The sequence below is a fragment of the Acaricomes phytoseiuli DSM 14247 genome (genome assembly GCF_000376245.1).
Classification (GTDB): domain Bacteria; phylum Actinomycetota; class Actinomycetes; order Actinomycetales; family Micrococcaceae; genus Renibacterium; species Renibacterium phytoseiuli.
The window spans coordinates 1-24,863 of the sequence record NZ_AQXM01000043.1 but is presented as its reverse complement, the minus strand read 5'-3'; the positions used below and the strand labels follow the sequence as shown (position 1 = coordinate 24,863).

Below are 24,863 nucleotides of genomic sequence, written 5' to 3'. Positions count from 1 at the left end.
GGCTCATGGCCTCGTCCGGATGCTGATCCTCTTGGGCGTGGAGTAGGCACCCGCTGCGAGCAGGGCCTCGGCCAGGGCAGTGCCCAGCACGGGAGCGCCGTTGACTTTCTCGATGGCCAGCCGCTCTGCGGCCCCGCGCTGCACCAGAGCGACCAGAGCCTCGGCGGCCGCGCGGTCCTTGGGGTCCACTCTGGAGCTTCCGGGCGGCAGAAGGTCCGCTTCCAGCGAGGGCTCGGCCGCCGGGAAATGCAGCATGGTTTTACCTCCCCGCTCGGAGTAGAGCACCAGCTCCCCATCGACCAGGATCACCAGCGCCCCGGCTTTCCGCCCCGGCCGGTGGCCGGTGGTTCCTGGAGAATCCTTCAGTGCGGGCCAGGGCAGCGCAGCGCCATAAGGATTGGCCGGGTCAGTGGCGGCCAGCGCCACGGCCCGGTACGGCCGTTTACAGGTATCCAGATCTGCGCTCACCCCCCGTAACCGATCCACGGTAGCCGGGACCGCGAATTGCGCGGCCCCTAGTTTTTCGATGAAGTAGCCGCGCCGGCAGCGCCCTTGTTCTTCGAGCCGGGAGAGCACCCGGTACATGAGCGCGAAGCCGCCGGGCAGCCCTTCGGCCATCACGGAGCCGTGAGTGACCACTCCGTAGCGGTCCAGCATAAGTTCGGCCATGGCGTGAGCGCGCTCGGTATCGCTCAGCCCCGCGACGGCTCCGGCCGGTGGCAGCAGGCTCCACCGCCCGCTCAGCACCGGCGGGGTAGCGGATGCCTGATCCGGGCGGCTCAGCCCGGCGTAACGGCCCCGGGGTATCCGGGCTCCGCGACCACCGGGCCGGGCTCTCGGCGTGCGGCCGGAGCTGCGATGCGCGGTATGACCGCCGGCCAGCAGGGAGCGGACCGGGCCGAAGGTGTCATTGCTGAGCTTGCCGGCCCAGACCAGCTCCCAGATAGCAGCGCTGATCTCCGCCGCTGTAGGCGCCGTAGCCGCGAGCTCCCTGGAGGTCAGTTCCGCATGGAGCTGCGGATAGAAGTACGCGCCGCCGTGGCCGAAGAACTCCAGGATGCGGTCCGCTAGGTTATGTAAACCATGGCCGGCCTCGGACTCCGGGCGCAACGATGACGGTGGTTCTGCTCCCGCAGGCGGCAAGGTCAGTGCCGCCGATTCGCTCAAATGCAGGCTGATCCAGCCGTCGTTGCCCGTTAGGTCGCCGTGCCCGGCCCAGAGCACCTCCCCGGCCGCCATGAGCTCATCCAGCAGGGCCGGTGAGTATCCGCGGATCCGGCCGCCGAGGATGAGCGGCTCGACCGCTGATGCGGGCATGCTCGCTCCGGCCAGCTGATCGATGACCGTGAGCACCCCGTCATGCCCCCGCAGCACCGGGGCATTGGAGGCTTCCAGGTGCTGCCACTGGGCTAAGAAGCGCGCGTAGCTCGCCTGGTCCACGGGTTCCACTTCGGCCCGCAGAGCGGCCAGGGAGCGCTGCCGGATCCGCCCCAGTACTTGCCTGTCGCACCATTCGAGCCCTGATTCACGCTGGGCCAGCTCGACGGGCCGGAACTCGCCCTGGACTACCCGGCCATCCGCGAGCAGTCGTTCCAGGGCGGTACTGACCACCGCGATGCCGAGCCCCAACTGACTCGCAACATCTTGGGCCACAAAGGGGCCGTGCGTCCGGGCGTATCGGGAGACGAGGTCGCCCACCGGGTCCGGAACCGCTTCCAGGAACGCCGTGGGGACTCCCAACGGCGGCGGCACGCCCAGGGCATCTCGGAGCCGGGCGGCATCTTCGATAGCAGCCACTGCATCCTGGCCGGCTACCCGGGTGTAGAAGGCCCGATGCGCGCCGTGCAGTTCGGCGGCAGCCTGTGCGGCTAGTTTCATAGGGTCGGATTCTGCTGAGCCCGGTGCCATCCGCTCCGCGATCTGCTCCAGACTCAGCGGGCCCAGGGCGCGCAGAAGATCCGCTAAGCCTTCCGCATCGCGGATCCGGCGGCCCGGGGCGCGGTACTGCAACTCGGCTTCGATTTCCTGGATCACGCCGGCATCGAGGAGCTCGCGCAGCTCGGCCCGGCCCAGCAGATCGTTCAGCAGCGCCGGGTCCAGGGAGAGCGCCGCCGCCCGCCGCTCGGCCAGTGGTGAGTCTCCCTCGTAGAGGAAACTGGCGACATAGCCGAAGAGCAGGGAGCGCGAGAAGGGCGAGGGCTGGGCGGTGTCGGTTTCAACCATCCGGAGCGCGCGATTCTGCAGGTCCTGGCTGATCTGGCGCAATGCGGGAAGGTCGTAGACATCCTGCAGGCACTCCCGCACGGTCTCCAGGATGATCGGGAAGCTCGGGTATTTACGGGCGATATCGAGCAGCTGGGCGGAGCGCTGCCGCTGCTGCCACAGCGGTGAGCGCTTGGCCGGGTTCTGCCGGGGCAGCAGGAGCGCACGGGCCGCGCACTCCCGGAAGCGCGAAGCGAAAAGCGCGGACCCGCCCACCTGCGCGGTGACGATCGCTTCGAGCTCGTCGGGGTCGAAGGCGAAGAGCTCGGCACCCGGCGGGGTGTCATCCATCCGCGGAATGCGGAGCACGATGCCGTCGTCAGCGGCCATCGCCGAGCCGTCGAAGCCGTAACGCTCCTGCAGCCGAGCGCCCACCGCAAGAGCCCAGGGAGCGTGCACCGGCATGCCGAAAGGGCTGTGCAGCACCACTCGCCAGTCGCCCAGTTCATCGGTGAAGCGCTCGATCACCAGGGTCCGGTCATCAGGGATCACCCCGCTGACCTGGCGCTGCTCCTCAAGATAGCCGAGCAGATTATCGATGGCGTACCCATCCAGCCCGCTGCTGGCCAGCCGGTTCCTGGCGCGTTCCGGCTCAGCGGCGGCGATCTCCCGCAGAAACGCCCCTAGCGCCCGGCCCAGTTCCACCGGCCGGCCCGCGGAGTCGCCTTTCCAGAACGGCAGCTTTCCCGGCTGCCCGTAGGCCGGGGTGACCAGCACTCGGTCATGCGTGATCTCCTGGATCCGCCAGCTGGTCGCGCCGAGTGCGAAGACATCGCCCACTCGGGATTCGTACACCATCTCTTCGTCCAGCTCGCCGACGCGCCGCGAGGCCTTGGTACCGACGTCTTCGGAACCGGCCAGGTACACGCCGAAGAGACCGCGGTCCGGGATTGTCCCGCCGGAGGTGACGGCCAGCCGTTGCGCTCCGGGCCGGCCGGTGATGGTCCCGGCGTTGCGGTCCCAGACGATTCGCGGCCGCAGCTCCGCGAACTCGTCCGAAGGGTAGCGCCCGGAGAGCAGATCCAGCGTGGCATCGAAAGCGGAGCGCGGAAGGTTCGCGAAAGGTGCCGCGCGGCGTACCCTGCCGAACCACTCATCGACATCGATCTGTTCCAATGCGGCCGCGGCCACGGTCTGCTGAGCCAGGATGTCCAGGGGGTTGGCCGGGATCCGCAGCGGCTCGATCCGCCCGGCGAGCATGCGCTCCACGGTGACGGCGGAATGCAGCAGATCCGAGCGATGCTTGGGGAACAGCGCCCCCTGGGAGACTTCCCCGACTTGATGACCCGCCCGGCCCACCCGCTGCAGGCCGCTCGCTACGCTGGGCGGGGACTCGACCTGGATCACGAGGTCCACCAGGCCCATGTCGATCCCGAGTTCCAGGCTCGATGTGGCCACCACACAGCGCAGCCGGCCGCTTTTGAGGTCGTCCTCGATGACTGCCCGTTGTTCCTTGGACACGGACCCGTGATGCGCTTTGGCCAGCACTGGAACTGCGGCGTCAGTGGCGTCAAGAGTGCTGGTCACCCCTGCCTGGGCCATGATCTCGGCGGGCCGTGGCGCTTGCGCTGCGGGGGTTTCCCGAACCGCACCGAGACGCTGCGCATAAATGTCATTGAGCCGTCCGGTGAGCCGCTCCGCCAGTCGGCGCGAGTTGACGAAGATGATGCTGGAGCGGTTGGCCAGGACTCTGTCCACGATCTGCTCTTCGACATGAGGCCAGATGGAGGCTTCGGGCGCTGTGTCAGAGCCGGGCTCCGGGTCATGCGCCGCGCTTGCCGCGGGCAGGTCCGTCATATCCGGTACCGGAACATTGATACTCAGATCCCAGGTCTTCGCCGAAGCTGGGGAGACGATACGGCATGGTGCCTGCCCGGAAAGGAAGCGAGCCACGTTCTGCGCCGGCTCGACCGTTGCGGAGAGGCCGATGCGTTGCGCCCGCTGAGTGCTTCCCGGGCCGTGCTGGGTGCCGGTCATGGCGTCCAGGCGTTCCAGGGAGAGCGCCAGGTGCGCGCCGCGTTTGCTCCCGGCGAGGGCGTGCACTTCATCCACGATCACGGTGCCTACCGAGCTCAGGGTCTCCCGGGCTTTGGAGGTGAGCATGAGGAAAAGCGATTCGGGGGTGGTGATCAGAATGTCCGGCGGATGGGCCTGTAGCCGCCGACGTTCTGCGGGAGGAGTATCCCCGCTGCGGATGCCCACGCTGATCTGCGGTGCTGGCAGGTCCAGCTGAATGGCGTGATGCGTGAGCCCGGTGAGTGGTGCCCGGAGATTCCTTTCCACATCTACGCCGAGTGCCTTGAGCGGGGAGATGTACAGCACTTTGGTGCCGCTTGTTTCTGCTGGTGGTGCTGAGATGAGCGAATCGAGCGACCAGAGGAAAGCGGCGAGCGTTTTACCCGAGCCGGTCGGGGCGATGACCAAGGTGTCCTCACCCGAGGCGATGGCCGCCCAGGCTTCGGCCTGAGCTGCGGTGGGCCCCGGGAAGGCGCCATCGAACCAGCGGCGGGTGGGCGCGCTGAATTGGTCTGTGTCGAATTGGTCTGTATCGAACAGATCCGTGTTGAAAGGCTCGGAGGCAGAGGCGTCCACGCTCTCCATCCTCCACCCTTACGCCGACAATCTGCGAGTAAAGTAATACGAGCCCAGGGCGCAGTCAGTGGTTCTATGCGGCCGCCAGCTCGGGGTCAGCGGGCCTGGAACGCGCCGATCGTCAACAGCACGACTCCCTGGTTGCTGCAGGCGGTGAGCTGGTAGGGGACGAAAAGAGCGTCGGTGGCGCTCGGCGGATAGATCCGCAGCCCGTCGCTGTTGAGCCGGTTGCAGTTCTGGTAATTCTCCGCCCGGGTGTAAGCGAGCCCTGCCTGGGCAGTGTCCCCCGGTGCCAGGGTAACCGGGCCGGATGAGGCTCTGGCCGGATCCCGGTCCGCCGGAGTGCCCAGCTGGGTGCCATCGCCGTTGCCCACGAAGGAAACCCCGGGGTAGCCGTCGATGCTGCAGGTGGTGCCGGAGACATTGTTCACCACGAGGTTGAAGTAGCTGTGGCCTGCTCCGCTGCCGGCTGGTTCAAGCGTTCCGTTCAGCATTCCGGCGGTGCAGATGCCGGCAGCAGCCGGCGGCTGGCCGCCGCCGTTGTTCTCGGAGTCACCCCCGGAGCCTTCCGGGGTGCTGGTAGCGGGTGCTGTGCTCTCCGGGGACTCGCTCTGACTGGCTTCCGGAGAGCTGTTCGTTTCCGTACTGGTGCTCGTGGCGGTGCTGTTCGCGCTGGAAGTTCCCTGATCAGATCCCGAATCGTTCGCCGGTGCACAGCCGGAAAGCCCTAAGCCCAGGGCCAGCAGAGCGCTGAGGGCGGTCAGAGTGATGGGTCTGCGCGTAGCGGCGGGGAGTCTGCGGATGGTGTTCATTTCCTCAGGGTTCCTCCAAATGCTTCGCTCAGTCAACTGTTATTGATTCCTGATGCCGGATTGTGATTTTAGGCATCTCGTTTCGGATGCGCCTAGTGAAATCGTTCTTGTCTTGCTGGTCCTTACTCTGTACCAGCCACTGGCGCGGGTTAGTCTTGAGTGTGCTGCGCGTTGCCTTTGTCCCCGGCGTCACTCCGGATAAATGGTTCTACCGCTGGCAGCAGCGGTACCCGCAGACGCCCCTGTCGGGGCAGGCGGTGACCGAGGCCGAACAGCGCCGGGTGCTGGTGGAGGCAGAAGCGGATTTCTGCTTCGTCCGCCCGCCGGTGGACCGCACTGGCTTGCAGATGATCCCGCTCTACCCCGAACCCGCCGTGGTGCTCGCCCCTAAAGACCACCCGCTGACCGCCTTCGAAGCACTCACCATGGCAGAGCTGGAGGACGAGGAATGGCTCGAACCATCCGCTGAGCTCAGCGGACAGCAGCTGAATCTCATTGCGGCGGGGGCCGGCCTGCTCCTGCTTCCGCAATCACATGCCCGGCAGCTGAACCGCCGGGATCTGCGCTTCCGCCCGGTGACCGATGCCCCGGAGCACTCCATCGCCCTGGCCTGGTTGACCGGCCGGGATGAGCCCGAGATCGAGGACTTCATCGGCGTCGTCCGCGGCCGGACGGCCAATAGCTCCCGGGGCAACGCCCAAGCCGACAGCCAAGCGCAGAAGAAGCCCGAACCGAAAAAGCCGCAGCAGAAAAAATCAGACCCGAAGAAGCAGTCGCAGCGGCAGCAGCCCTCATCTCGCTCCCGGCGGCCGAAGGCACCGCGCGGCAAGCCCCGCGGCGGTCGCTGAGACCAATTTCTGCCGAGACCAGTTTCTAGTGCTCTAACTCCCTGGCGTTCTGCTCCTTGAGCCCGCTCCGGGCCCGGTAGCTGAGCATCTGCCGCCAGCGGCGCTGCAAACTCTCCCGGCGGTGATCGTCGGTCCGGGCGGTGAGCTCGATATGGGCAGGCCCGTAGCGCCACAGCAGTAGATCGTCCAGTAAGCGATCCGGGCCCGGTGAATAGCGGTGATCTAGGGCTTTGCGCACATGAGAGATCGACTCGGACTGCAGCAGCCCGGCCAGATCGATGGTCCGGGTCAGCCCATGTGCGCCGAGCAGTTCTGTGACCCACCTCCAGTCATCATCGCTTTTACGATCCACATGGGGCAGCAGATTCCGCCAGATCTCCTTGATCCGTTCCGGGGTCAAAAGAGTTCTGCCCTCGCTTTCTTCATCCCAGTAGCTGGTCAGCGTCTCATGGCGGTCATGCAGTTCGGAGAACGCCGATTCGACAGATTCGAGCATGGCTGCGGTGGCCGTGAACTGCCGATCGAAATAGGGGCTCCAGGCGCGCCGGCCAGTGGGCTTGAATCGGATATCGTGCTCGATCTCGCTCCAGGCATGTGCGAAGATAGTGCGGATCTGGCATTCGAAGAACAGGCTTCCGGAGGCTTTCGCACCCGGATCGATGACTTCCTGGTACGCCCGGACCGCGTCGTTCTGGATGGTTCGCAGGATCAGGTGACGGCTGGAGTAGCCGTAGGTGCCGGACTCGATGGAGCCGATGTCTTTTTCCCGGTCGCCGCGACAGTCAAAGACTGACCGCTGCCGTTTGATCAGGTTCGCCGCAGCGGCGTTATCGCTCGGCAGAGTGGTGATGATCCTCACTCCCACCAGATCGCTCAAGTTCCTGAGCGGGTCCGGGAACTGCAGCACCGGCGAGCCGTCCGAATCCAAGGTGCGCGAGGCTTTCTCCCGGAAGGATTCGATGCTTTTGGTACGGCTGGAGAAGAACAGCGGTTGATGCTGGGTATCGGCGAAGATCCCCCGCAGAGTCTGCTCCATCTGCGCGGTGACGGCCTCCAGAGCGGACCGCACCCGGCGGTACTCCTCTACGCTCGCAGCGACGGCGGGCCGAAGTCTTTCGTCCAGGCGCTCCCAGTTGCTGGTCATGGCCCCCCTTTCATCGTGCAGTGATGTCACAGTGCTTGTCACGGCACTGCCCAGCGCAGCCTAGCATCCGCTACCGCAGGATTGCTTTGTAGGATCTAGAGATGAAGCCGTTCTTATTCCTCTCGACCCGGGCGGAAACGGAGATTGCCGCCCAGGAGGCCGAAGCCTTCGCCCGGTATGCCGGGCTGGGCGGGGGCATGATGGGCGTGGCCCGAGATTTTCGCTGGCACCGTCTAGACCAGGAGCCGCTGCCGGAACTGGATCTTGATGAGTTCTCCGGCATCATCCTGGGCGGCAGCCCCTTCAACGCCTCAGACCGCGCTGAGGATAAATCAGCGGTGCAGCAGCGGGTCGAAGCCGAGCTGGCCGAGTTGCTGGAACGGGTTATCGTGCAGGACTTCCCCTTTCTGGGCGCGTGCTACGGGGTGGGGATTCTGGGGAAGCTAGCGGGCTGAACGATCGATCGGCAGTACGGGGAAGAAGCCGGCGCGGCCTCGATCGAGCTGAGCCCACAGGGCCGCCTGGACCCACTATTCATAGGGCTCGCTGACCGGTTCTGGGCCTTCGTGGGGCACAAGGAAGCCTGCTCCGCACTCCCCGAGGATGCCGTGCTGCTAGCCTCCTCGGCGCAGTGCCCCGTGCAGATGTTCCGAATCGGCGCCAATGTCTATGCCACTCAGTTCCACCCCGAGCTGGATATCGAAGGGCTGCTGTTGCGGATCGAAGCGTACCGGCACCACGGGTATTTTCCGGCTGAAGAATATGCCGCGGTCCGCGAGGCCTTACAGGAGCAGGGCGGCAAGGTCCGTGAGCCGGGGCGGATCCTGCACAATTTCGTTGAGTTGTACCGGCAGTGATGAGGAACTAGCGATGACAGCCATCCGGACGCTTCAATACGGCGATCATGGCAGCCAGCACGGGGAGCTTTACCAGCCTGCTGAGCAGAGGGTGCCCGGGGCGGCGGTGGTCATCCACGGCGGCTACTGGCGGGATGCTTACGATGCCTCGCTGGGCCGGCCGCTAGCCCGTGATCTGGCCGCGCACGGGGTGCCGGCCTGGAACCTGGAATACCGGCGTGCCGGCGCAGACGGCGGTGGGTGGCCGCAGACCTTCGCCGATGTGGCCGCCGGTATCGATTTCCTTGCCGGTCTTCTGCCTGAGGGCGCACCAGTGGTGCTCATAGGCCATTCGGCGGGCGGCCATTTAGCCAGCTGGGCGGTATCGCGTCCGGTGCTGCCGCCAGACCATCCCGCTGCCGGGTCATGGTCGAGCTCGAAGGCCAGGGTGATCGCTGTGATCAGTCAGTCCGGGCTCCTGGATCTGGGCCGCGCGCGGGAGTTGAGACTGAGCCACGATGCCGTGGAGAATCTGCTCGGCAGCGAGGACCGATCTGCTCCGGACAGGCGCTACCAGTTAGCCGACCCGTTGCAGCTGGTGCCTGCGGCCTGCCCGGTCTTCGCCGTTCATGCGGAGGCGGACGTGGATGTGCCATGGGAGCTATCAGAGAATTACGTCCGGGCGGCTCAGGCTGCTGGTGGCACCGCCGAGCTGATCCCGGCCCCCGGCGATCATTTCGACCTCATCGACTCTGCTGCTCCGGCCTGGACCATTTGCCGGGAGCTCGCTCTGACCGCATTGCGGGACGACCGGAGGGTGGCCTGAACGATGATGACGATACAGTGTGACATCAGCCGGCTCGCCAAGAATCCGGCAGTGGCAGTGATAGAGCCATCGGAAAGGGCCAAGTAGCATGCAGCTTTATCCGCCGCTTGAACCAGACCGGTCAGGGCTGCTGGATACCGGTGATGGCCACCAGGTCTACTGGGAGACCAGCGGTAATCCGCAGGGAACACCCGTGCTCCTCCTGCACGGCGGCCCGGGCTCCGGCAGCACCCCCGGCCAGCGCCGGCTATGGAACCCGGAGCAGTACCGGATCGTTCAGATGGATCAGCGTCAGTGCGGACGCAGCCTGCCCTCCGCGGCAGATCCTGCGGTACCGCTGACCGCGAATACCACCGCGCATCTGCTGGCCGATATCGAGCAGCTCCGGGAAGCCCTCGGGATCAGCCGCTGGGTGCTCTGGGGCGGCTCCTGGGGGGTGACTCTGGCCCTGGCGTACGCCCAGCAGTCCCCGGAGCGAGTGCGCGCTCTGGTCCTGATCTCGGTGACCACCACTCGTCGTTCCGATGTGCACTGGCTCTACCACGAGGCCGGCCGGTTCTTCCCCCGGCAATGGCAGGAATTCGCTGAATTCGCATCGCAGAGTGATACCGGAGTCATGGGCGCCGAGGCCCGTGCGGATCTTGTGGCGGCTTATCACCATCTGCTCAATGTCCAGGAGGATCCGCACGTGCGCGCTCAAGCAGCGCAAGCCTGGTGTGACTGGGAGGACGCTGTGCTTTCCCTGGAGCCCGGTTGGAAACCATCGCCGCGTTATCAAGAGCCCGCTTTCCGAATGCAGTTCGCCCGCATCGTCACGCATTACTTTCACCACGGAGCCTGGTTGGCAGAAGGCCAGCTCTTGGAGCAGGCTTGGCGGCTGGCCGGAATCCCGGGAGTGCTGATCCACGGTCGGCTGGATATCGGCAGCCCGGCCGATGTGCCTTGGCAGTTGAGCCGGGCTTGGCCCGAGGCAGAACTGCACCTCGTCACGGAGGCCGGTCACGCTGGGAACCGTCGCAGCACGGAACTGATGCTCGCTGCGGCACAACGGTTCGCTGCGGCACCTTGATTGCCCCCGTTGACTGCCCAGGTGAATTGTTCCTGGTGCAGGAAGCGCCCGTAGACTGAGAACATGCTGACAGTCATCGGTGAGGCCCTGATCGATGAAGTGCGTCGCCCCGGCGGTGAGCCGATACCTCATGTCGGGGGCAGCCCCATGAACGTCGCTGTCGGCTTGGCCCGGCTGGGCCTGGCCGTGGAGTTCCTGGGCCGCTACGGCCAGGATGATTACGGTCAGCTCATCGAGGCGCATCTGCGCGAGAATTCGGTTCTGATGCCGTTGCCGCCGGATCATCTGCCCACCTCGATCGCTGCCGCGGAACTGGCTGAAGACGGCTCCGCCACGTACCGGTTCGATCTCGCCTGGCAGCTTCCGGAACTCGAGCCGGAACGGTTCCAGGCGACCACCCTGCTGCATACCGGCTCTATCGCCGCGATGCTCGATCCCGGTGCGGCCACAGTTCACGGCGCGGTTTTAGCCGCCCGGGGGCACGCTCTGATCAGCTACGACCCGAACTGCCGCCCCAGCATCGTCGCGGACCGGGAGCTCGCCCGGGAGCGTGCAGAATACTTCGTGCGCATCGCTGATATTGTCAAGGCCTCTGATGAAGACCTCGCCTGGCTCTACCCGGATCGTGAACCGGAGGCGACCGCCGAAGCCTGGCTGAAGCTGCCAGAAGGCCCGGCAATGGTGGTGCTGACCCGGGGTGCCCAAGGGCCCTGGGGCGTTGCCGCGGCCGGGGTGGCCGAAGTGCCCGCTCCGCGCGTCGACGTGGCGGATACCGTCGGCGCGGGGGACTCCTTCATGTCGGCGCTGCTCTTCGCCATCACGGAACGAGGCCTGAGCGGAGCCCAGCATCGGCAGCGGCTGCGCCGGATCAGCCGGGAAGAACTCACCGAGATGCTCGACTACGCGGCCGCCGCCGCAGCGATCACCGTCTCTCGCCCCGGTGCCGACCCGCCCCGCCGTGCAGAACTGACTGCCAGAACCAGCCTTCACTGATCCTTCACTGACCCATCACTGACAACGACTAGTACCCAGCAAACCAGTACCAGCAGCAAGGAGATCGCCGTGAACGAGTACGACCCGTATGCAGCACCGGTTATGCCCCGGCTACCGGAGTTCGAGGTACGCAGTGAGACTTTCCAGGATGGCGCGGCACTGCCCGCAGCCCAGGCTTCCGGAGTCATGGGCGCCGGCGGCAGCGATGAATCGCCGCAGCTGAGCTGGTCCGGATTCCCTCCGGAGACCAAGAGCTTCGCGGTCACCGTCTTCGACCCGGATGCCCCGACGGCCAGCGGTTTCTGGCACTGGGCCGTCTTCAACATCCCGGCATCGGTGACCTCGCTCCCCGCAGGTGCGGGCACTCCCGGCTCCGCCGAGTTGCCCGAAGCCGCGATCACGCTGGGCAATGATGCCGGGATGCCCGGTTACGTAGGTGCCGCTCCGCCGGAAGGCCACGGCCCGCACCGGTACATGGTGGTGGTGCATGCCCTGGACACCGAAAGTCTCGATATTCCCGAAGACGCCTCCTGCGCTTATCTGGGTTTCACGATCTTCAGCCACGGCATCGCCCGGGCCCGGATCACCGGAAACTATGAGCTCTGAGCCCTACTCGTTCTATTCTGCTCGCTGTGCTCTGCTCGCTGCGGTCCGCCCGGTAGGCTTGGAGCTATGAGGCTGATCGCGAGCGATATCGATGGGACCATCCTGGCCCACGATGGCAGGATCAGCTCGCGAACCATCGAGGCCTTTCGCGCCGCCAGTGCTGCGGGGATAGAGATAGTCTTCGTCACCGGCCGGCCGCCGCGCTGGCTCGGCCCGCTGCGCGAGCAGATCGGCCATCAGGGCACGGTGATCTGCTCCAACGGGGCCCTGGTCTACGATCTGGCGACGGAAAGCGCGCTGAGTTCATCCTGCCTGGCGGTCCCGGATCTCCTCGCAGCACAGCAGGCGATCCGCCGGCTGGAACCGCTGGCTTCCTTCGCCGCCGAAACTCTCGATGGCCTCTACCTCGAACCGGGGTATCTGACCGCGAGTTCACCCCCCGCGTTACGGGATATCGAACCGCGCCCGCTGGCTGAATCCCTCGCCGGCGGGCCAGGGGTCCTGAAGTTCCTGGCCAAGAGTCCCCAGGGAACCGCGGATGAATTCCTGGAGCTGGTGCGGCCCGCGATCACTCAGTGGGTCAAGGCCACACATTCCGCCGCTGGTGTGGCCCTGCTGGAAATGTCCAGGTGCGGCGTGAACAAGGCCATAACCCTCGCCGAATATGCTCGCTCCCGGGGAATCCCGGCGGCAGATGTCGTGGCCTTCGGAGATATGCCGAATGACATCGAAATGCTGGGCTGGGCCGGCCGGGGCTATGCCATGGGCGATGGGCACCCTGCCGCGCTCGCTGCGACATCCTGGCACGCCCCGGATTTCGCCGCCGACGGTGTGGCCCAGGTGATCGAGGAGCGCCTTGCCTGCCGCACCGCCTGAGCTGCCTTATCTCTCCGCGAGCCGGGGCCCGGGTGTGCCGCTGGCTTTCGCGCATCGGGGATTTTCCCCGGAGGACGCTCTCTGGGAAAATTCGCTGCGCGCTTTCCAGGCAGCCGCGGATCTCGGCTTCGAGCATCTGGAGGCTGATGTCTGGGCCACCAGCGATGGCACCGCGGTGGTCTTCCACGACGCCACCGTGACCCGCACCACCGGCAGCGCTGGTAAGATCTCGGATCTCAGCAGCGAAGAACTCTCCAGGCTGCGCATCGGTGGAAGCGAGCGCATCCCGACCCTGGCAGAACTGGTCAGCGCCCTGCCGGAAGCCAAGTTCAATCTCGACGTCAAATGCCGGGAGGCCATCGCCCCGATGGCCGAGCTGATCGAGGAGCTGGGGCTCCATGACCGAGTCTGCGTAGCGTCATTCTCTGATCGCCGGCGCCGCGCGGTGCTGCGCAGGCTGAGCCGGCCGGCGGTTTCCTCGGCCGGGGTCAGCGCGATGGCCTGCTTCGTGCTCTTCGGGCCCTGGTGGCCGCGCCGCTGGATGAAGCGGCTGCTGCGGGACGTCGATTGCCTGCAAGTCCCGCCGAGTGCCGGATGGCTCAGGCTGGTCACCCGGCGCACCCTGAAACGCGCGCATGGCCTGGGCCTCCAGGTCCACGTCTGGACTATCAATGAACCACTGCGGATGCAGGAGTTCTTGGACCTGGGGGTGGACGGAGTCATGACCGATCGGGCAGATCTTCTGGCCGAGGTCATGCGAGAGCGAGGGTACTGGCGCTGATGAGGATTCTGATTGCTCCCGATGCTTTCAAAGGCAGCCTCGATGCCGCCGAAGCCGCCGCAGCAATGGCCGAGGGCGCCTACCGGGTGTACCCCGAAGCAGAGCTCGATATCCTGCCGATCGCGGACGGCGGTGAGGGAACCGTAGCGGCTGCCGTCGCCGAGGGCTTCAACGAGCGGATCAGCGCGGTCACCGGCCCGATTCTCAAGCCGACCGCTGCTGCCTGGGCGCTCAGCCCGGAGCGCTCTGCGGCAGGCCATCCCATTGCGGTGATCGAAGTAGCCCAGGCCAGCGGCTTCATGCTCTCCGAGCGCACTCCGGAGCATGCGCTGCGCGCGCACAGTTACGGAGTCGGGCAGCTGATCGCGGCTGCGCTCGAGGCCGGGGCCCGGGAGATCGTGCTCGGCCTGGGCGGCTCGGCCATGACCGATGCCGGCAGCGGTGCGCTGAGAGCTCTCGGCCTGCAGGTCCTTGACCGGCACGGGGCGTTGATCCCGTTGGGCGGGGGGCAGCTTGTCGAAGCGGCCGCGATCGACCTCTCCGGCCTGGATCCCCGGCTCGCGCAGACGACGATCCGGCTCGCCGCAGATGTGCAGAACCCGCTCTACGGCCCTTCCGGGACGGCCCGGGTCTTCGCCGCGCAGAAAGGTGCCGATGCTGATGGCGTGGAACAGCTCGAGGCCGGAATCCGGCACTTCGCCTCACTGCTGCGCGAGACCACGGGCGTTGACCCGGATCAGCCCGGAGCCGGGGCAGCGGGCGGTTTAGCCGCCGGGTTCATCAGCTGCACCGGGGCGCAGCTCGAATCAGGTGCGGAGCTGATCTCCCGGATTTCCGGGTTGCCGGGGCGGATTAGCCGGGCGGATCTGGTGCTCACGGGAGAGGGCCGGCTGGATCAGCAGACCTTGAGCGGCAAGGCTCCCGCAGTGGTGGCGAGGACGGCCCGGGAACACGGGGTGCCGGTGATCGCGGTGGCCGGGCAGCTCGCCCTGCCCCTCGAGGAACTGGAGGCCTTCGGTTTCACCGCAGCTATTTCTGCGGCGGAAGCAGCCGGTTCCGCCGAGGCCGCGCTCGCAGAACCCGCCCGGTACCTGACTCTGGCAACAACCGAGGTGCTAACGGGGGCTTGACGGATTCGGATTGCTGGAATCTGATGGGATCGGCGCGTCCTCGAGTTCTGGCTGACGCAGCCGGGCCACGGCGTGCATACCATGGTAGATCAGCAGCGCTGCGGCAGTACCCAGGGCTATTCCGGCGAAGCTCAGCTCACCGATATCCCAGGTGTAATTGGCGATCCCGATGATCAGGGCCACCGCAGCGGTCATGAGGTTGATCGGATTGCTGAAATCGGCCTTGGCCTGCACCCAGATGCGCACCCCGAGAATCCCGATCATCCCGTACAGCACGGTGCTGGCACCGCCCAGAACTCCGGCCGGTACGGTGGCGATCAGCGCCCCGAACTTCGGTGAGAAGCTCAGCAGCAGCGCACCGAAGCCGGCGACCCAGTAGGCCGCCGTCGAATAGACCCGGGTGGCCGCCATGACGCCGATGTTCTCAGCATAGGTGGTGGTACCGGATCCGCCTCCGGCCCCGGCTAGAGTGGTGGCCAGGCCGTCGGCGAAGAGCGCCCGGTCTGCGACCGGGTCCAGGTTCTCCCCGGTCATCGAGGCCACCGATTTCACGTGGCCGATATTCTCCGCCACGAGAACCAGCACTACGGGTAAGAAGAGACCGAAGGCCGCCCAGCTGAAGGCTGGTGCCTGGAACTCCGGCAAGCCTATCCAGGCGGCTTCGCCGATAGCCGTGAAATCGACTTCGCTCTGCAGCACTGCGGCGAGGTAGCCGGCGATCACCCCGACCAGAATCGATAACCGGCCGAGGATGCCGCGGAAGAGCACTGTGGCCAGGATGATCACGAGCAGGGTGATCACAGCGGTCAGCGGGGCCTGATCGAAATTTTCCTTGGCCGCGGGGGCGAGATTGAGCCCGATCAGAGCCACGATCGTTCCGGTGACCACCGGTGGCATGAGCCGGTTGATCCAGCCGGAACCCCAGCGATGCACGATGAGCCCGATCACGGCCAGGGCGACGCCGGTCATCAGCACGCCGCCGAGGGCCACTGCGGTGCCCTGGCTGGACTGCGCCGCCGTGATCGGGGCGATGAAAGCGAAAGAGGAGCCCAGGTACGAGGGCACCCGACCCGCCGTGATCACCAGGAACAGCAGGGTGCCGATGGCGGAGAAGAACAGCGTCGTGGCAGGGGGCATGCCAGTGAGCAGCGGGACCAGGAAGGTCGCCCCGAACATCGCGATCACATGCTGCAGGCCGATGCCTATGGTCCGCGGCCAGCTCAGCCTCTCCTGCGGTGCTACGACCTCACCGGGCTTGATGGTTCTGCCATCGCCGTGAACCGTCCAGCGCATACCGAGCTGTGCCAATGACTCTCCTGGGAAATCGTGTGTTCGTCAGCTGCCTAGCCGAGCACTCCATCAACGATAGCCCGGGCTTCGTCCTGCACCCGGCGCAGATGATCCGCACCGTGGAAAGACTCAGCATAGATCTTATAGACATCTTCGGTGCCGGAGGGTCGAGCCGCGAACCAGGCGTTCTCCGTGGTCACTTTCAGGCCGTCGATCGCCGCGTCATTGCCGGGGGCACGGGTGAGCTTAGCGGTGATCTGCTCACCGGCGAGGGCATCCGCGGTGATATCCGTTGCGGAGAGCTTGCCGAGCGCGGTCTTCTGCGCCGGGGTGGCCGCGGCGTCCACGCGCGCATACGCTGGGTTGCCGAACTGCTCGGTGAGTTCTTCATAGCGCATGGCAGGGGACTTCCCGGTGACGGCGGTGATCTCTGCGGCGAGCAGCGCCAGCAGGATGCCGTCCTTGTCCGTGGTCCAGACCGAGCCGCCCCGCCGGAGGAATGATGCCCCGGCGGATTCCTCGCCGCCGAAGCCGCAGTCACCTGAGCTGAGCCCGGGCACGAACCACTTGAAGCCCACGGGCACTTCCAGCAGCCGCCGGTCCAGGGCCCCGGTAACCCGGTCGATCATCGACGAAGAGACCAAGGTCTTGCCCACTGCCGCGGAGGCCGGCCAGTTCTCCCGGTGCTGGTAGAGGTAGTCGATGGCCACCGCCAAGTAGTGGTTGGGATTGAGCAGTCGGCGGGTTCCTGCGGCATCCGGAGCGACGATGCCGTGCCGGTCCGCATCCGCATCGTTGGCGACCGCCACATCGTAGGCGCCGGCGTGCTCCAGCAGAGCGGACATGACCGCTGGGGAGGAGGGGTCCATCCGGATCTTCCCGTCCCAGTCCAGGTTCATGAACGCCCACTGCGGGTCGATCACGGGGTTGATCACGGTCAGCTCCAGTCTGTGCCGTGCCGCGATCTCCCCCCAGTAACTGACCGAGGCCCCGCCCATAGGGTCCGCCCCGATGCGCACACCGGAGGATCGGATCGCCTCCAGATCCAGGATCTGCGGCAGAGCGTCCACGTACTGGCCCAGGAAATCGAAGCTTCCGGCATGCTGGAGGGCTTGGGTCAGCGGAACCCGGCGCACGCCTGCCAGCCCGGCGGCTAAGAGCTCATTGGCCCGATCCGCGATCCATGCGGTGGCTTCCGATCCGGCGGGTCCGCCATGCGGGGGGTTGTATTTGAAGCCGCCGTCCTGCGGCGGATTGTGCGAGGGCGTGACCACGATGCCATCGGCCAGGCCATCTGCCGCGGTAAGGCCCCGGTTGTGATCGCTGATCGCCAGGCTGATCGCCGGGGTCGGCGTGTAGTCGTTTCTGGAGTCCACGAGGACCGCTACGTCATTGGCGGCGAGAACCTCTAGGGCGGTGTTATGCGCTGGCTCGGAGAGTGCATGGGTGTCCTTGCCCAAATACAGCGGCCCGGTGATTCCTTGAGCACGCCGGTAATCCGCGATCGCCTGGCTCGTCGCCGCGATATGCGCTTCGTTGAACGAGATCTTCAGGCTGCTTCCCCGATGCCCCGAGGTACCGAAGGCCACCCGCTGCTCCGGGACCGCCGGATCCGGCGAGAGATCGTAGTAAGCGCCGATGAGCTCGGTCAGGTCAACAAGGTCCTCGGGGAGGGCAGGGGCGCCCGCGCGGTCAGCCATAGCTCAAGCATGCCACTATCGCTGCCGTTCAGCATGATTTAGCGGGTTCCACGCTCAGTGCACGGTGCACGGTGCTCAGTGCACCCCGGCCATCAGCTTCCGGATCGGCTTGATCGCTGCGGCGAGGGCGAGGGCCAGGATGATCGCGGTTCCGCCGACCGCCGTGAAGTACGTTCCTTCGGAGCTGCCCGGATGGTAGAGCGTCGAGAGCTGCCCGGCGATGGCGCTGCCGAGGGAGATGCTCAGGAAGAACAGCGCCACCATCTGCGCCCGATAGCTTTCTGGAGCGAGCTTGGTCGCCAGGGAGAGCCCCACCGGGCTGAGCATGAGCTCGGCCATCGTGAAGAGGAACAGGATGCCGACCAGGCCCAGCAGCGGTACGCTGCCGGCTGCTCCGCCCGCGAAAGGCAGGAAGCCTAAGAACGCCAGGCCCATCAGGCCGAGGCCCAGCGAGAACTTCACCGGAGAACTCGGCTGCCGGTTGCCCAGCTTGGTCCACAGCGCCGCGAAAACACCCGCGAAGATGATGATGAACACCGGGTTGATGGAGCCGACCCACTCCGGCAGGAAATCCCAGCCGAAGAAGTTCCGGTTCAACCGTTCTTCGGCGTACACCGGGAACACCGTGAACTGCTGCTGGAAAAGCGACCAGAAAGCGGCGCTCGCCAGAAACATCGGAATGAAGGAGTACACCCGGGAGCGCTCGACCCCTTGGACCTTCGGATTCCGCAGGATGACCACGAAGTAGGCCACGGTTGCTACGATCGCCGCGAAGATGATCACGGTGACCAGATTCGCCGCGGTGACGATGCCCGTGGCCACCAGCAGAACGATCACTCCGAGAGAGGCGATGCTGATGCCGATCGCGAGAGGGTACTTGCTCCGCGGCAGCGGATTCGGCACGACGCGGGCATTTTCCGGAAGACTCTTCCGGGTCAGCGCGTATTGGGTCAACCCCAGGGCCATGCCGACCGCGGCCACGCCGAAGGCGACATGGAAGCCCCACTGATCGCGGGCGAAGCCGGTCAGCAGCGGGCCGGCGAAGGCACCGATATTGATGCCCATTTAGAAGATCGAGAAACCGGCATCCCGCCGTACATCGGCGGGAGCGTACAACGTTCCGACGATGGCGGTGGCGTTCGCCTTGAGCCCGCCGGAGCCGACGCCTACCAGGATCAGGCCGATCGCCAAGCCGGGGATGCCGGGGACCACTGCGAGGGCGATGTGCCCGACCATGATCATCACGCCGCTGTAGAACAGCACGCGTTCGCCGCCCCATAAGCGGTCCGCCACCCAGGCACCCAGAATAGTGGAGAGGTAGACCATGCCGCCGTAGGCTCCGATGAGGCTCGTGGCGACGCCTCGGTCAATACCCAGCCCGCCATCGGTCAGGGAAAAGTACATGTAGTACGTGGCGATGATCTGCATTCCGGAGAACGAGAATCGCTCCCATAGCTCGATGCTGAAGAGATTGATCAGCGGAGCCGGATGGCCGAAGAAGGTTTTGCCGCCTGGAAGCGGCTCCCCCACCGGCCTTGGAGCATCGTTGCTCTGCTGCGAACCGCTGGGCCGGGGGTCACCAGATAAGGTACTCACTCGCAGCATCCTTGCACTGGCGAGCGGTTCTGTCCAAGCTTTTTTCAGCTCCAGGAACTGGATTTCCTGGATTTGCGCTGATTTTCTGCGATTTTTTGCCGGCCCTCCGCCGGATTCCGGAGCCAGAGGAGGGTAAGCTGACCGCTATGAGCGATTTCGAGACCGTCAGCCTCGACCAGCTTCCGGAGGGTGCCCTGATCCTTGACGTGCGGAAAGATCAGGAATGGGCGGAAGGCCATATCGAGGGGGCGCTGCATATTCCCCTGGATCATCTGCCGGCCCGGTTCGCTGAGCTCGATCCGGATCAGGATACGTATATTCTGTGCCGGACCGGGGGCCGTTCCTTCCGAGCCTCGCAGTGGTTGGCAGCCCAGGGGTACTCGGTGTTCAATATCGCCGGCGGAATGGGCGCCTGGCAGGATGCGGAGCGGCCGATGGTCTCGGAAACCGGCGCTCCGCCGCAAGTGCGGTGAGTATGCCGGCCTCACTGCACTCACCGCACAGCTATTCTTCCTACGCTTATCTGGGCCCGGAAGGGACATTCACCGAAGCCGCACTGCTGCAGGTGCCCGGGGCTGTTTCAGCGCGCCGTGAACCCGCCCAGAGTGCTGTCGCGGCACTGACGATGGTTCGCGACGGCGCAGTGGATGCGGCGATGCTGCCGATTGAGAATTCAGTGGAAGGCGGAGTCTCGGCCACGCTCGATGCCATTGCCACAGGCCAGCAGCTGAGGATCGTGCGGGAAGTCATCGTTCCGGTGAGCTTCGTTCTCGCGACGGCTCCGGGCAGCGCGGGTGCTTTGAATCAGCTGGCTCGGGTCGGCACGCATCCTCACGCCTGGGCACAAGTCCGGCAATGGATTCAGAAAAATATGCCAGATGCAGAATATGCTCCGGCGACTTCTACGGCGGCGGCGGCGCATGAGCTGCTGGGCGAAGCCCCGGCCTTTGATGCGGCGATCAGTTCACGGCTCATAGCAGAGACCCTGGGGCTGGAGATACTGGCCGAGGGCATCGAAGACACTCTCGGTGCAGTAACTCGTTTCATTCTTGTTGCCCGCCCGGGAATACTTCCCGAGGTGAGTGGTTCGGATAAAACCACGATCAGCATCCCGCTGCCCGAGGACCGGCCAGGAGCGCTGATGGAGATCCTGGATCAGTTCGCGGCCCGCGGCGTGAATCTCAGCCGTATCGAATCCCGGCCCACCGGCCAGTTCCTGGGTCATTACTTCTTCAGCGTTGACGCTGAAGGCCATATCAAGGAGGCCATGGTCGCCGATGCGCTGCGAGCCTTGCACCGGATCAGTCCGCAGCTGCGCTTCCTCGGATCCTATCCGCGAGCCGAGGCGCATTCGCCGCGGGTGCCGGAGCACACCACCGATGCCGCTTTCGCCGCAGCTGGTCAGTGGCTGGAGGGCATCTTGCGGCCTGAGCTAGACTCGCCATCAACCCGAAAGACCATGGGCTAGACCTAGCGAGAACCAGAAGGAGAGTGCGCGATGCCGGCAATCGGAAAAGACAGCAGTGAAGATGGCAAGATCGTCAACCCGGAACTCAGCTACTCGGCGGATGAGGTCGCCGATGATGCCGAAGCCGCAGAGCCGGAAGACCGGGGCGATGAAGCGAATGATCTCCGCTTCAGCGAGGAGAACGAGCTGATCCGTCAGCAGAGCGGCGATCAGAACGCCGAATAAAGTCCAATGAGCTGGGCCCGGTAACCCTAGGGCACGCGGACGAAAAGAGCCTTGGGCTCTACGGAGACGCGCACCCGGGTTGCCGGGCCCATAGCATCCCCGTCCAGCTGCGTCTGCTGGGGCTTGCTGCTGCTGACCACGATATTGCGGGTGCGGTAGAAGTCGATGCTGGGCAGATTGCGGTGATAGTGGAAGAGCACTTTGATCGCCATGCCAGCCCAGCCGAGGATGCTCCGAGGACTCAGCACCACCACATCGAGAACGCCATCGTCGATCAGCGCCCCAGGGACCAGGTCGATGCCCCCGGGCAGCAGCCCGCAATTGCAGAAGAGTACCGAACGCACCCAGCGTTGCTGTTCGGCGCCGCCATCGAGGGCGAAAGAGACTTTCTTCCGCAAGCCCGGCAGGCGCCGGACGCCCGCTTCGCTGTACGCCAGCCAGCCGACGGAACGCTTGAGCCCATCATTGGTGGACTCCACCATCTCCGCATCCAGGCCGATGCCCGCGATGACTAGGAAAGTATGCCGGGAGCCGGAATCATCCCGGCTGTTACTGCTACCGTCTCGACCGTCCGCGCCGTCGTTGAAGATCTCTATGCTTCCGGTATCTATCGGCCGCTGACGGCCGAATAAAGCGATGCGCACGCAGCCGGCCAGGTCGGTGACATCCAATTCCAGGTTCCGGGCCAGCAGATTCCCCGTACCCAAAGGCAGTAAGCCCATAGCCGTCTTCTGATGTTTGAGCACTTCGGCAATGGCCCGGACGGTGCCGTCCCCACCGCCTGCCAGCACCAGATCTGCACCCCAATCCAGGGCTGTCCGAGTCTGACTGGAACCGGGGTCCTCTGCCGTGGTCTCCAGGAAGAGAGGCTTCGGCCAGCCGGCGCGCTGGGTGGCTTCGAGCACGAGCCGTTTCGCTTCGCCGACCTGGGGCTTCACCGGGTTGAAGATCATCGCGACCCGTTGCGGTCCCTGGGGAGCGGCCTGAGGAGCTTCGGTCACGGCGCTGCGCATATGCCGTTCCCGCAGCCTGCGCACGCCTCGCCAGCTGCTGACCAGAACAGCGCCGACAGCGGCGCTCGCGGAGAGCGTCCACACCCAAGGAGACGGAGACATAGTCTTCTCACTGTACCGGGGTTATGCGGTATTGAGAGGGGACACCAGCAGAACACAGGCAGAGCCAGCCGGATTCAGCCAGGTAGGCTTAGACGGTGATCGACGTCAGAGACCTTATCGAGAATCCGGATCGTTACCGCGCCAGCCAGCAGGCCAGGGGTGCCGATGCCAGTGCTGTGGAGGCGATCATCTCCGCCGATGCCGAGCGCCGCTCGCAGATCACTACGGCTGAATCCCTGCGCGCCGAGCAGAACGCTCTGGGCAAAGAAGTCACCGGTGCCTCGGCTGAAGAGAAACCGGCCCTGCTAGCCCGGCTCAAGGACCTCGCGGCCCAGGTCAAGGCGGCCTCCGCTGAGGCCGATACTGCCCAGCAGCGGCTGGATGGGTATCTGCGGGATTTCCCCAACTTGATTGAAGAGGGCGTTCCCGCCGGCGGTGAAGAAGATTTCGTCGTGCTCAAAGAGGTCGGCGCGCCGCGCACTTTCGAGACTGAACCCCGGGACCACCTGCAGCTCGGTGAGCTGATCGGCGGCATCGATATGGCCCGCGGGGCCAAAGTCTCCGGCAGCCGGTTCAGCTTCCTCCGCGGCCCGGTGGCCCGGCTGGAGATCGCGCTGCTGAACATGGCCCTGGAGCAAGCCGTGCGCTACGGGTTCATCCCGATGATCACCCCGACCCTGGTACGCCCAGAGATCATGGCCGGCACCGGTTTCGATGTACAGCATGACGATGAGATCTACCGGCTGGAAAAAGACGATCTGTACCTCGTAGGAACCTCGGAGGTGGCGCTCGCCGGCTACCACGCGGACGAGATCCTGGACCTCAGCGAAGGCCCGCTGCGCTACGCGGGCTGGTCCTCGTGCTACCGGCGTGAGGCGGGCTCAGCCGGAAAGGACACCCGAGGCATCATCCGGGTGCACCAGTTCAATAAGCTCGAGATGTTCAGCTATGTTCCGCTGGCAGAAGCTGCCGCGGAGCATGAGCGGATGCTCGCCTGGGAAGAGGAGATGCTTGCGCGCCTCGAGGTGCCGTATCGGGTGATCGATACCGCAGCGGGCGATTTGGGTCTCTCGGCAGCCCGGAAATTCGACTGCGAGGCCTGGATTCCCAGCCAGGGCCGTTACCGAGAGCTCACCTCTACGTCGAATTGCACTGGCTACCAGGCGCGGAGGCTGAGAATCCGGGAGCGGGTGCCGGGCGCCAAAGCCACGCGGCCGCTGGCCACGCTCAACGGGACCCTCGCGACGACCCGCTGGATCGTGGCGATCCTGGAGAACCACCAGAACTCGGATGGCAGCGTGACGGTCCCGGAGCAGATCCGGCCTTATCTGGGCGGACTGGAACGGCTGGAGCCTCTGGCTAGCCGTGCGCCCGAACAGCCTGAGCAGTAGTCCTGTCCCGGTTCGTCCGAAATTCACCGGCAATTCACGAACCCCATCGCCGGAAGGCGACGCTCATTTCGTCCTTGCCTGATTCATTGGAGGCATGAGTACCGTGAACCAGAACGCATCGGCTGAGACGACCGATACGACCGGGGATGCCGCTGAGCAGCGCAGCCGGGCGCGCCGGCTGGTCGCCCTCGATATCGATGGAACCCTGGTTGATCACGACGGCACGATGTCCGAGGCGGTGCGCGAGGCCGCTCGTGCTGCTGTGGCGGCAGGGCACGAGATCATCCTGGCGACCGGCCGTTCGCTCGGTGCCACCATGCCGATCGCCCGGCAGATCGGGCTGGAGGGCGGGTTCGCGGTCTGCAGCAATGGTGGTGTGACAGTTGCTTGGGATCCGCAGCAAGCCGATGGCTACCGGGTGCTGGCCAAGCGTACTTTCTCTCCCCGCACCGCGTTGAGCGCCTTGCGTGATGAACTGCCGGGAGCGATGTATGCGGTGGAGACCGCTGATGGCGGCTTCCTCTCCACGCTCAGCTTTCAGGACGCGAGCTTCGGGATCCAGGCGCGCAGTGTGGAGTTCGACGAACTGCTCGACGCCGAGGCGGTCCGGGTGGTGGTGCGCAGCCAGGAAGTCCCGGTGGAGGAGTTCGAGGCTGCTGTGGCCTTAATTGGGCTGCACGGGGTGACGTATTCGGTGGGCTGGTCGTCGTGGCTCGATATCGCCGCCGCGGGGGTCACCAAAGCCACCGCGCTGGAAGAACTGCGCGCCGAGCTGGGCATCGAGCCGGCGAACACCGTGGCGGTGGGCGACGGCTTCAACGATGTGGAGATGCTCACCTGGGCCGGCCGGGGCGTCGCGATGGGGCAAGCCGCGCCGGAAGTCCAGCAGGCCGCCGATGAAGTCACCGGCAGCGTAGCCGAGGACGGAGCATCCGATGTACTCCGCAGCCTGCTCTGAGGGCCGGCCTTTCGAGGATCCTCGACCCGAAGTCCGTCTGGAAGTGGATTACGGCTATGGTTGGCCGATGTCCACGATCTTCTGGGATCCTAAAGGGTCTGTCCCGGGTTTGGTTGACAGTTGGGGTTTGGGGTGATCAGGCCGCTTTCGCGTCCGTGTAGATCGTCTCAAACTCTACGGGAGTGAGTTTGCCGAGGCCGCGTTGCCGGCGTCTTCGGTTGTACTTCGTTTCGATCCAGGAAACGATCGGGAGGCGGAGGTCAGCGCGAGTGTTCCAGCATCTCGTGTTGAGCACGTTCTTCTGAAGCAGGCTGAAGAAACTCTCCATGCTCGCGTTATCGCCAG

22 protein-coding genes and 1 pseudogene are annotated in these 24,863 nt (G+C 65.4%); 15 read left to right on the top strand and 8 right to left on the bottom strand.

What is annotated here, in order from left to right:
- Positions 1–3: 3 nt before the first annotated feature.
- Positions 4–4,863 (bottom strand): ATP-dependent helicase, encoded by a 4,860-nt coding sequence (locus tag C501_RS0102695; protein ID WP_018134093.1) that lies wholly within the window; start codon positions 4,861–4,863, stop codon positions 4–6.
- Between the two features lie 86 nt (positions 4,864–4,949).
- Complete coding sequence (locus C501_RS0102690) at positions 4,950–5,666, bottom strand: DUF4232 domain-containing protein (RefSeq protein ID WP_018134092.1); 717 nt, start codon at positions 5,664–5,666, stop codon at positions 4,950–4,952.
- 161 nt (positions 5,667–5,827) lie between these two features.
- On the opposite strand from C501_RS0102690, the gene C501_RS0102685 reads away from it, so the two are divergent.
- Positions 5,828–6,514: a LysR family substrate-binding domain-containing protein gene (locus tag C501_RS0102685; protein ID WP_018134091.1), complete on the top strand. Its 687-nt coding sequence runs from the start codon at positions 5,828–5,830 to the stop codon at positions 6,512–6,514.
- A 25-nt stretch (positions 6,515–6,539) separates the two neighbouring features.
- On the opposite strand, the gene C501_RS0102680 is transcribed toward C501_RS0102685, so the two are convergent.
- Positions 6,540–7,658: a GTP pyrophosphokinase gene (locus C501_RS0102680; RefSeq protein WP_018134090.1), complete on the bottom strand. Its 1,119-nt coding sequence runs from the start codon at positions 7,656–7,658 to the stop codon at positions 6,540–6,542.
- Between the two features lie 101 nt (positions 7,659–7,759).
- On the opposite strand from C501_RS0102680, the gene C501_RS14845 reads away from it, so the two are divergent.
- From C501_RS14845 to C501_RS0102640, 9 genes are all read left to right on the top strand, one after another.
- Complete coding sequence (locus tag C501_RS14845) at positions 7,760–8,113, top strand: type 1 glutamine amidotransferase family protein (RefSeq protein ID WP_018134089.1); 354 nt, start codon at positions 7,760–7,762, stop codon at positions 8,111–8,113.
- A 111-nt stretch (positions 8,114–8,224) separates the two neighbouring features.
- Positions 8,225–8,515 (top strand): type 1 glutamine amidotransferase family protein, encoded by a 291-nt coding sequence (locus C501_RS14840; protein ID WP_018134088.1) that lies wholly within the window; start codon positions 8,225–8,227, stop codon positions 8,513–8,515.
- 13 nt (positions 8,516–8,528) lie between these two features.
- Complete coding sequence (locus tag C501_RS0102670) at positions 8,529–9,320, top strand: alpha/beta hydrolase (protein ID WP_018134087.1); 792 nt, start codon at positions 8,529–8,531, stop codon at positions 9,318–9,320.
- 88 nt (positions 9,321–9,408) lie between these two features.
- Positions 9,409–10,389, top strand: coding sequence for a prolyl aminopeptidase (gene pip, locus C501_RS0102665; RefSeq protein WP_018134086.1), 981 nt, complete (start codon positions 9,409–9,411; stop codon positions 10,387–10,389).
- A 63-nt stretch (positions 10,390–10,452) separates the two neighbouring features.
- Entirely contained in the window at positions 10,453–11,382 is a 930-nt protein-coding gene (locus C501_RS0102660; RefSeq protein ID WP_018134085.1) for a carbohydrate kinase family protein, read from the top strand.
- 102 nt (positions 11,383–11,484) lie between these two features.
- Positions 11,485–11,988, top strand: a complete 504-nt coding sequence (locus C501_RS0102655) for a YbhB/YbcL family Raf kinase inhibitor-like protein (RefSeq protein ID WP_018134084.1) — start codon at positions 11,485–11,487, stop codon at positions 11,986–11,988.
- A 66-nt stretch (positions 11,989–12,054) separates the two neighbouring features.
- Entirely contained in the window at positions 12,055–12,864 is an 810-nt protein-coding gene (locus tag C501_RS0102650; protein ID WP_018134083.1) for an HAD family hydrolase, read from the top strand.
- Positions 12,845–13,645 (top strand): glycerophosphodiester phosphodiesterase family protein, encoded by an 801-nt coding sequence (locus C501_RS0102645; RefSeq protein ID WP_018134082.1) that lies wholly within the window; start codon positions 12,845–12,847, stop codon positions 13,643–13,645. Before C501_RS0102650 ends, C501_RS0102645 begins: the two co-directional genes overlap by 20 nt.
- Complete coding sequence (locus C501_RS0102640; protein ID WP_018134081.1) at positions 13,645–14,775, top strand: glycerate kinase; 1,131 nt, start codon at positions 13,645–13,647, stop codon at positions 14,773–14,775. Before C501_RS0102645 ends, C501_RS0102640 begins: the two co-directional genes overlap by 1 nt.
- Here C501_RS0102640 and C501_RS0102635 read toward each other — a convergent pair.
- The 3 genes and pseudogenes from C501_RS0102635 to C501_RS12240 all read right to left on the bottom strand — a co-directional run bounded on the left by C501_RS0102635 (position 14,761) and on the right by C501_RS12240 (position 19,370).
- Complete coding sequence (locus C501_RS0102635) at positions 14,761–16,068, bottom strand: uracil-xanthine permease family protein (RefSeq protein WP_018134080.1); 1,308 nt, start codon at positions 16,066–16,068, stop codon at positions 14,761–14,763. The two genes, C501_RS0102640 and C501_RS0102635, sit on opposite strands and share 15 nt — an antisense overlap.
- A gap of 50 nt (positions 16,069–16,118) precedes the next feature.
- On the bottom strand, positions 16,119–17,765 hold the full coding sequence (pgm, locus tag C501_RS0102630; protein ID WP_018134079.1) for a phosphoglucomutase (alpha-D-glucose-1,6-bisphosphate-dependent): 1,647 nt from the start codon (positions 17,763–17,765) through the stop codon (positions 16,119–16,121).
- A gap of 75 nt (positions 17,766–17,840) precedes the next feature.
- Positions 17,841–19,370 (bottom strand): annotated as a pseudogene (locus C501_RS12240) (peptide MFS transporter).
- 137 nt (positions 19,371–19,507) lie between these two features.
- On the opposite strand from C501_RS12240, the gene C501_RS0102620 reads away from it, so the two are divergent.
- From C501_RS0102620 to C501_RS0102610, 3 genes are read left to right on the top strand one after another with little or no spacing between them, the layout of a single operon-like run.
- The gene (locus C501_RS0102620) at positions 19,508–19,834 is read left to right on the top strand and encodes a rhodanese-like domain-containing protein (RefSeq protein WP_026174530.1); all 327 of its coding nucleotides are present in this window, start codon (positions 19,508–19,510) and stop codon (positions 19,832–19,834) included.
- A gap of 2 nt (positions 19,835–19,836) precedes the next feature.
- Positions 19,837–20,829: a prephenate dehydratase gene (pheA, locus tag C501_RS0102615; protein ID WP_018134075.1), complete on the top strand. Its 993-nt coding sequence runs from the start codon at positions 19,837–19,839 to the stop codon at positions 20,827–20,829.
- Between the two features lie 30 nt (positions 20,830–20,859).
- On the top strand, positions 20,860–21,054 hold the full coding sequence (locus C501_RS0102610) for a hypothetical protein (RefSeq protein ID WP_018134074.1): 195 nt from the start codon (positions 20,860–20,862) through the stop codon (positions 21,052–21,054).
- Positions 21,055–21,080: 26 nt separating this feature from the next.
- On the opposite strand, the gene C501_RS0102605 is transcribed toward C501_RS0102610, so the two are convergent.
- Positions 21,081–22,169: a diacylglycerol/lipid kinase family protein gene (locus tag C501_RS0102605; RefSeq protein WP_026174529.1), complete on the bottom strand. Its 1,089-nt coding sequence runs from the start codon at positions 22,167–22,169 to the stop codon at positions 21,081–21,083.
- Between the two features lie 95 nt (positions 22,170–22,264).
- On the opposite strand from C501_RS0102605, the gene serS reads away from it, so the two are divergent.
- Together serS and C501_RS0102595 are read left to right on the top strand one after the other, a co-directional pair.
- Positions 22,265–23,560, top strand: coding sequence for a serine--tRNA ligase (gene serS, locus C501_RS0102600; RefSeq protein WP_018134072.1), 1,296 nt, complete (start codon positions 22,265–22,267; stop codon positions 23,558–23,560).
- A 94-nt stretch (positions 23,561–23,654) separates the two neighbouring features.
- A complete protein-coding gene (locus C501_RS0102595) occupies positions 23,655–24,518 on the top strand; it encodes an HAD family hydrolase (protein WP_018134071.1) in 864 nt (287 codons plus the stop codon).
- A 136-nt stretch (positions 24,519–24,654) separates the two neighbouring features.
- Here the strand turns inward: C501_RS0102595 and C501_RS0102590 are convergent.
- Positions 24,655–24,863, bottom strand: a 209-nt coding sequence (locus C501_RS0102590) for an integrase core domain-containing protein (RefSeq protein ID WP_018134070.1), incomplete at its 5' end; no start/stop codon positions are given.

What these genes read in the sequence shown, in the direction of transcription:
- C501_RS0102670 (WP_018134087.1), top strand. Translation starts at nt 8,529, where the DNA reads ATGACAGCCATCCGGACGCTTCAATACGGCGATCATGGCAGCCAGCAC.
- C501_RS0102695 (WP_018134093.1), bottom strand. Translation starts at nt 4,863, where the DNA reads ATGGAGAGCGTGGACGCCTCTGCCTCCGAGCCTTTCAACACGGATCTG.
- C501_RS0102640 (WP_018134081.1), top strand. Translation starts at nt 13,645, where the DNA reads ATGAGGATTCTGATTGCTCCCGATGCTTTCAAAGGCAGCCTCGATGCC.
- C501_RS0102635 (WP_018134080.1), bottom strand. Translation starts at nt 16,068, where the DNA reads ATGCGCTGGACGGTTCACGGCGATGGCAGAACCATCAAGCCCGGTGAG.
- pip (WP_018134086.1), top strand. Translation starts at nt 9,409, where the DNA reads ATGCAGCTTTATCCGCCGCTTGAACCAGACCGGTCAGGGCTGCTGGAT.
- C501_RS0102660 (WP_018134085.1), top strand. Translation starts at nt 10,453, where the DNA reads ATGCTGACAGTCATCGGTGAGGCCCTGATCGATGAAGTGCGTCGCCCC.
- C501_RS0102610 (WP_018134074.1), top strand. Translation starts at nt 20,860, where the DNA reads ATGCCGGCAATCGGAAAAGACAGCAGTGAAGATGGCAAGATCGTCAAC.
- C501_RS0102690 (WP_018134092.1), bottom strand. Translation starts at nt 5,666, where the DNA reads ATGAACACCATCCGCAGACTCCCCGCCGCTACGCGCAGACCCATCACT.
- pheA (WP_018134075.1), top strand. Translation starts at nt 19,837, where the DNA reads ATGCCGGCCTCACTGCACTCACCGCACAGCTATTCTTCCTACGCTTAT.
- C501_RS14845 (WP_018134089.1), top strand. Translation starts at nt 7,760, where the DNA reads ATGAAGCCGTTCTTATTCCTCTCGACCCGGGCGGAAACGGAGATTGCC.
- pgm (WP_018134079.1), bottom strand. Translation starts at nt 17,765, where the DNA reads ATGGCTGACCGCGCGGGCGCCCCTGCCCTCCCCGAGGACCTTGTTGAC.
- C501_RS0102650 (WP_018134083.1), top strand. Translation starts at nt 12,055, where the DNA reads ATGAGGCTGATCGCGAGCGATATCGATGGGACCATCCTGGCCCACGAT.
- C501_RS0102605 (WP_026174529.1), bottom strand. Translation starts at nt 22,169, where the DNA reads ATGTCTCCGTCTCCTTGGGTGTGGACGCTCTCCGCGAGCGCCGCTGTC.
- C501_RS0102620 (WP_026174530.1), top strand. Translation starts at nt 19,508, where the DNA reads ATGAGCGATTTCGAGACCGTCAGCCTCGACCAGCTTCCGGAGGGTGCC.
- C501_RS0102595 (WP_018134071.1), top strand. Translation starts at nt 23,655, where the DNA reads ATGAGTACCGTGAACCAGAACGCATCGGCTGAGACGACCGATACGACC.
- C501_RS0102680 (WP_018134090.1), bottom strand. Translation starts at nt 7,658, where the DNA reads ATGACCAGCAACTGGGAGCGCCTGGACGAAAGACTTCGGCCCGCCGTC.
- C501_RS0102655 (WP_018134084.1), top strand. Translation starts at nt 11,485, where the DNA reads ATGCCCCGGCTACCGGAGTTCGAGGTACGCAGTGAGACTTTCCAGGAT.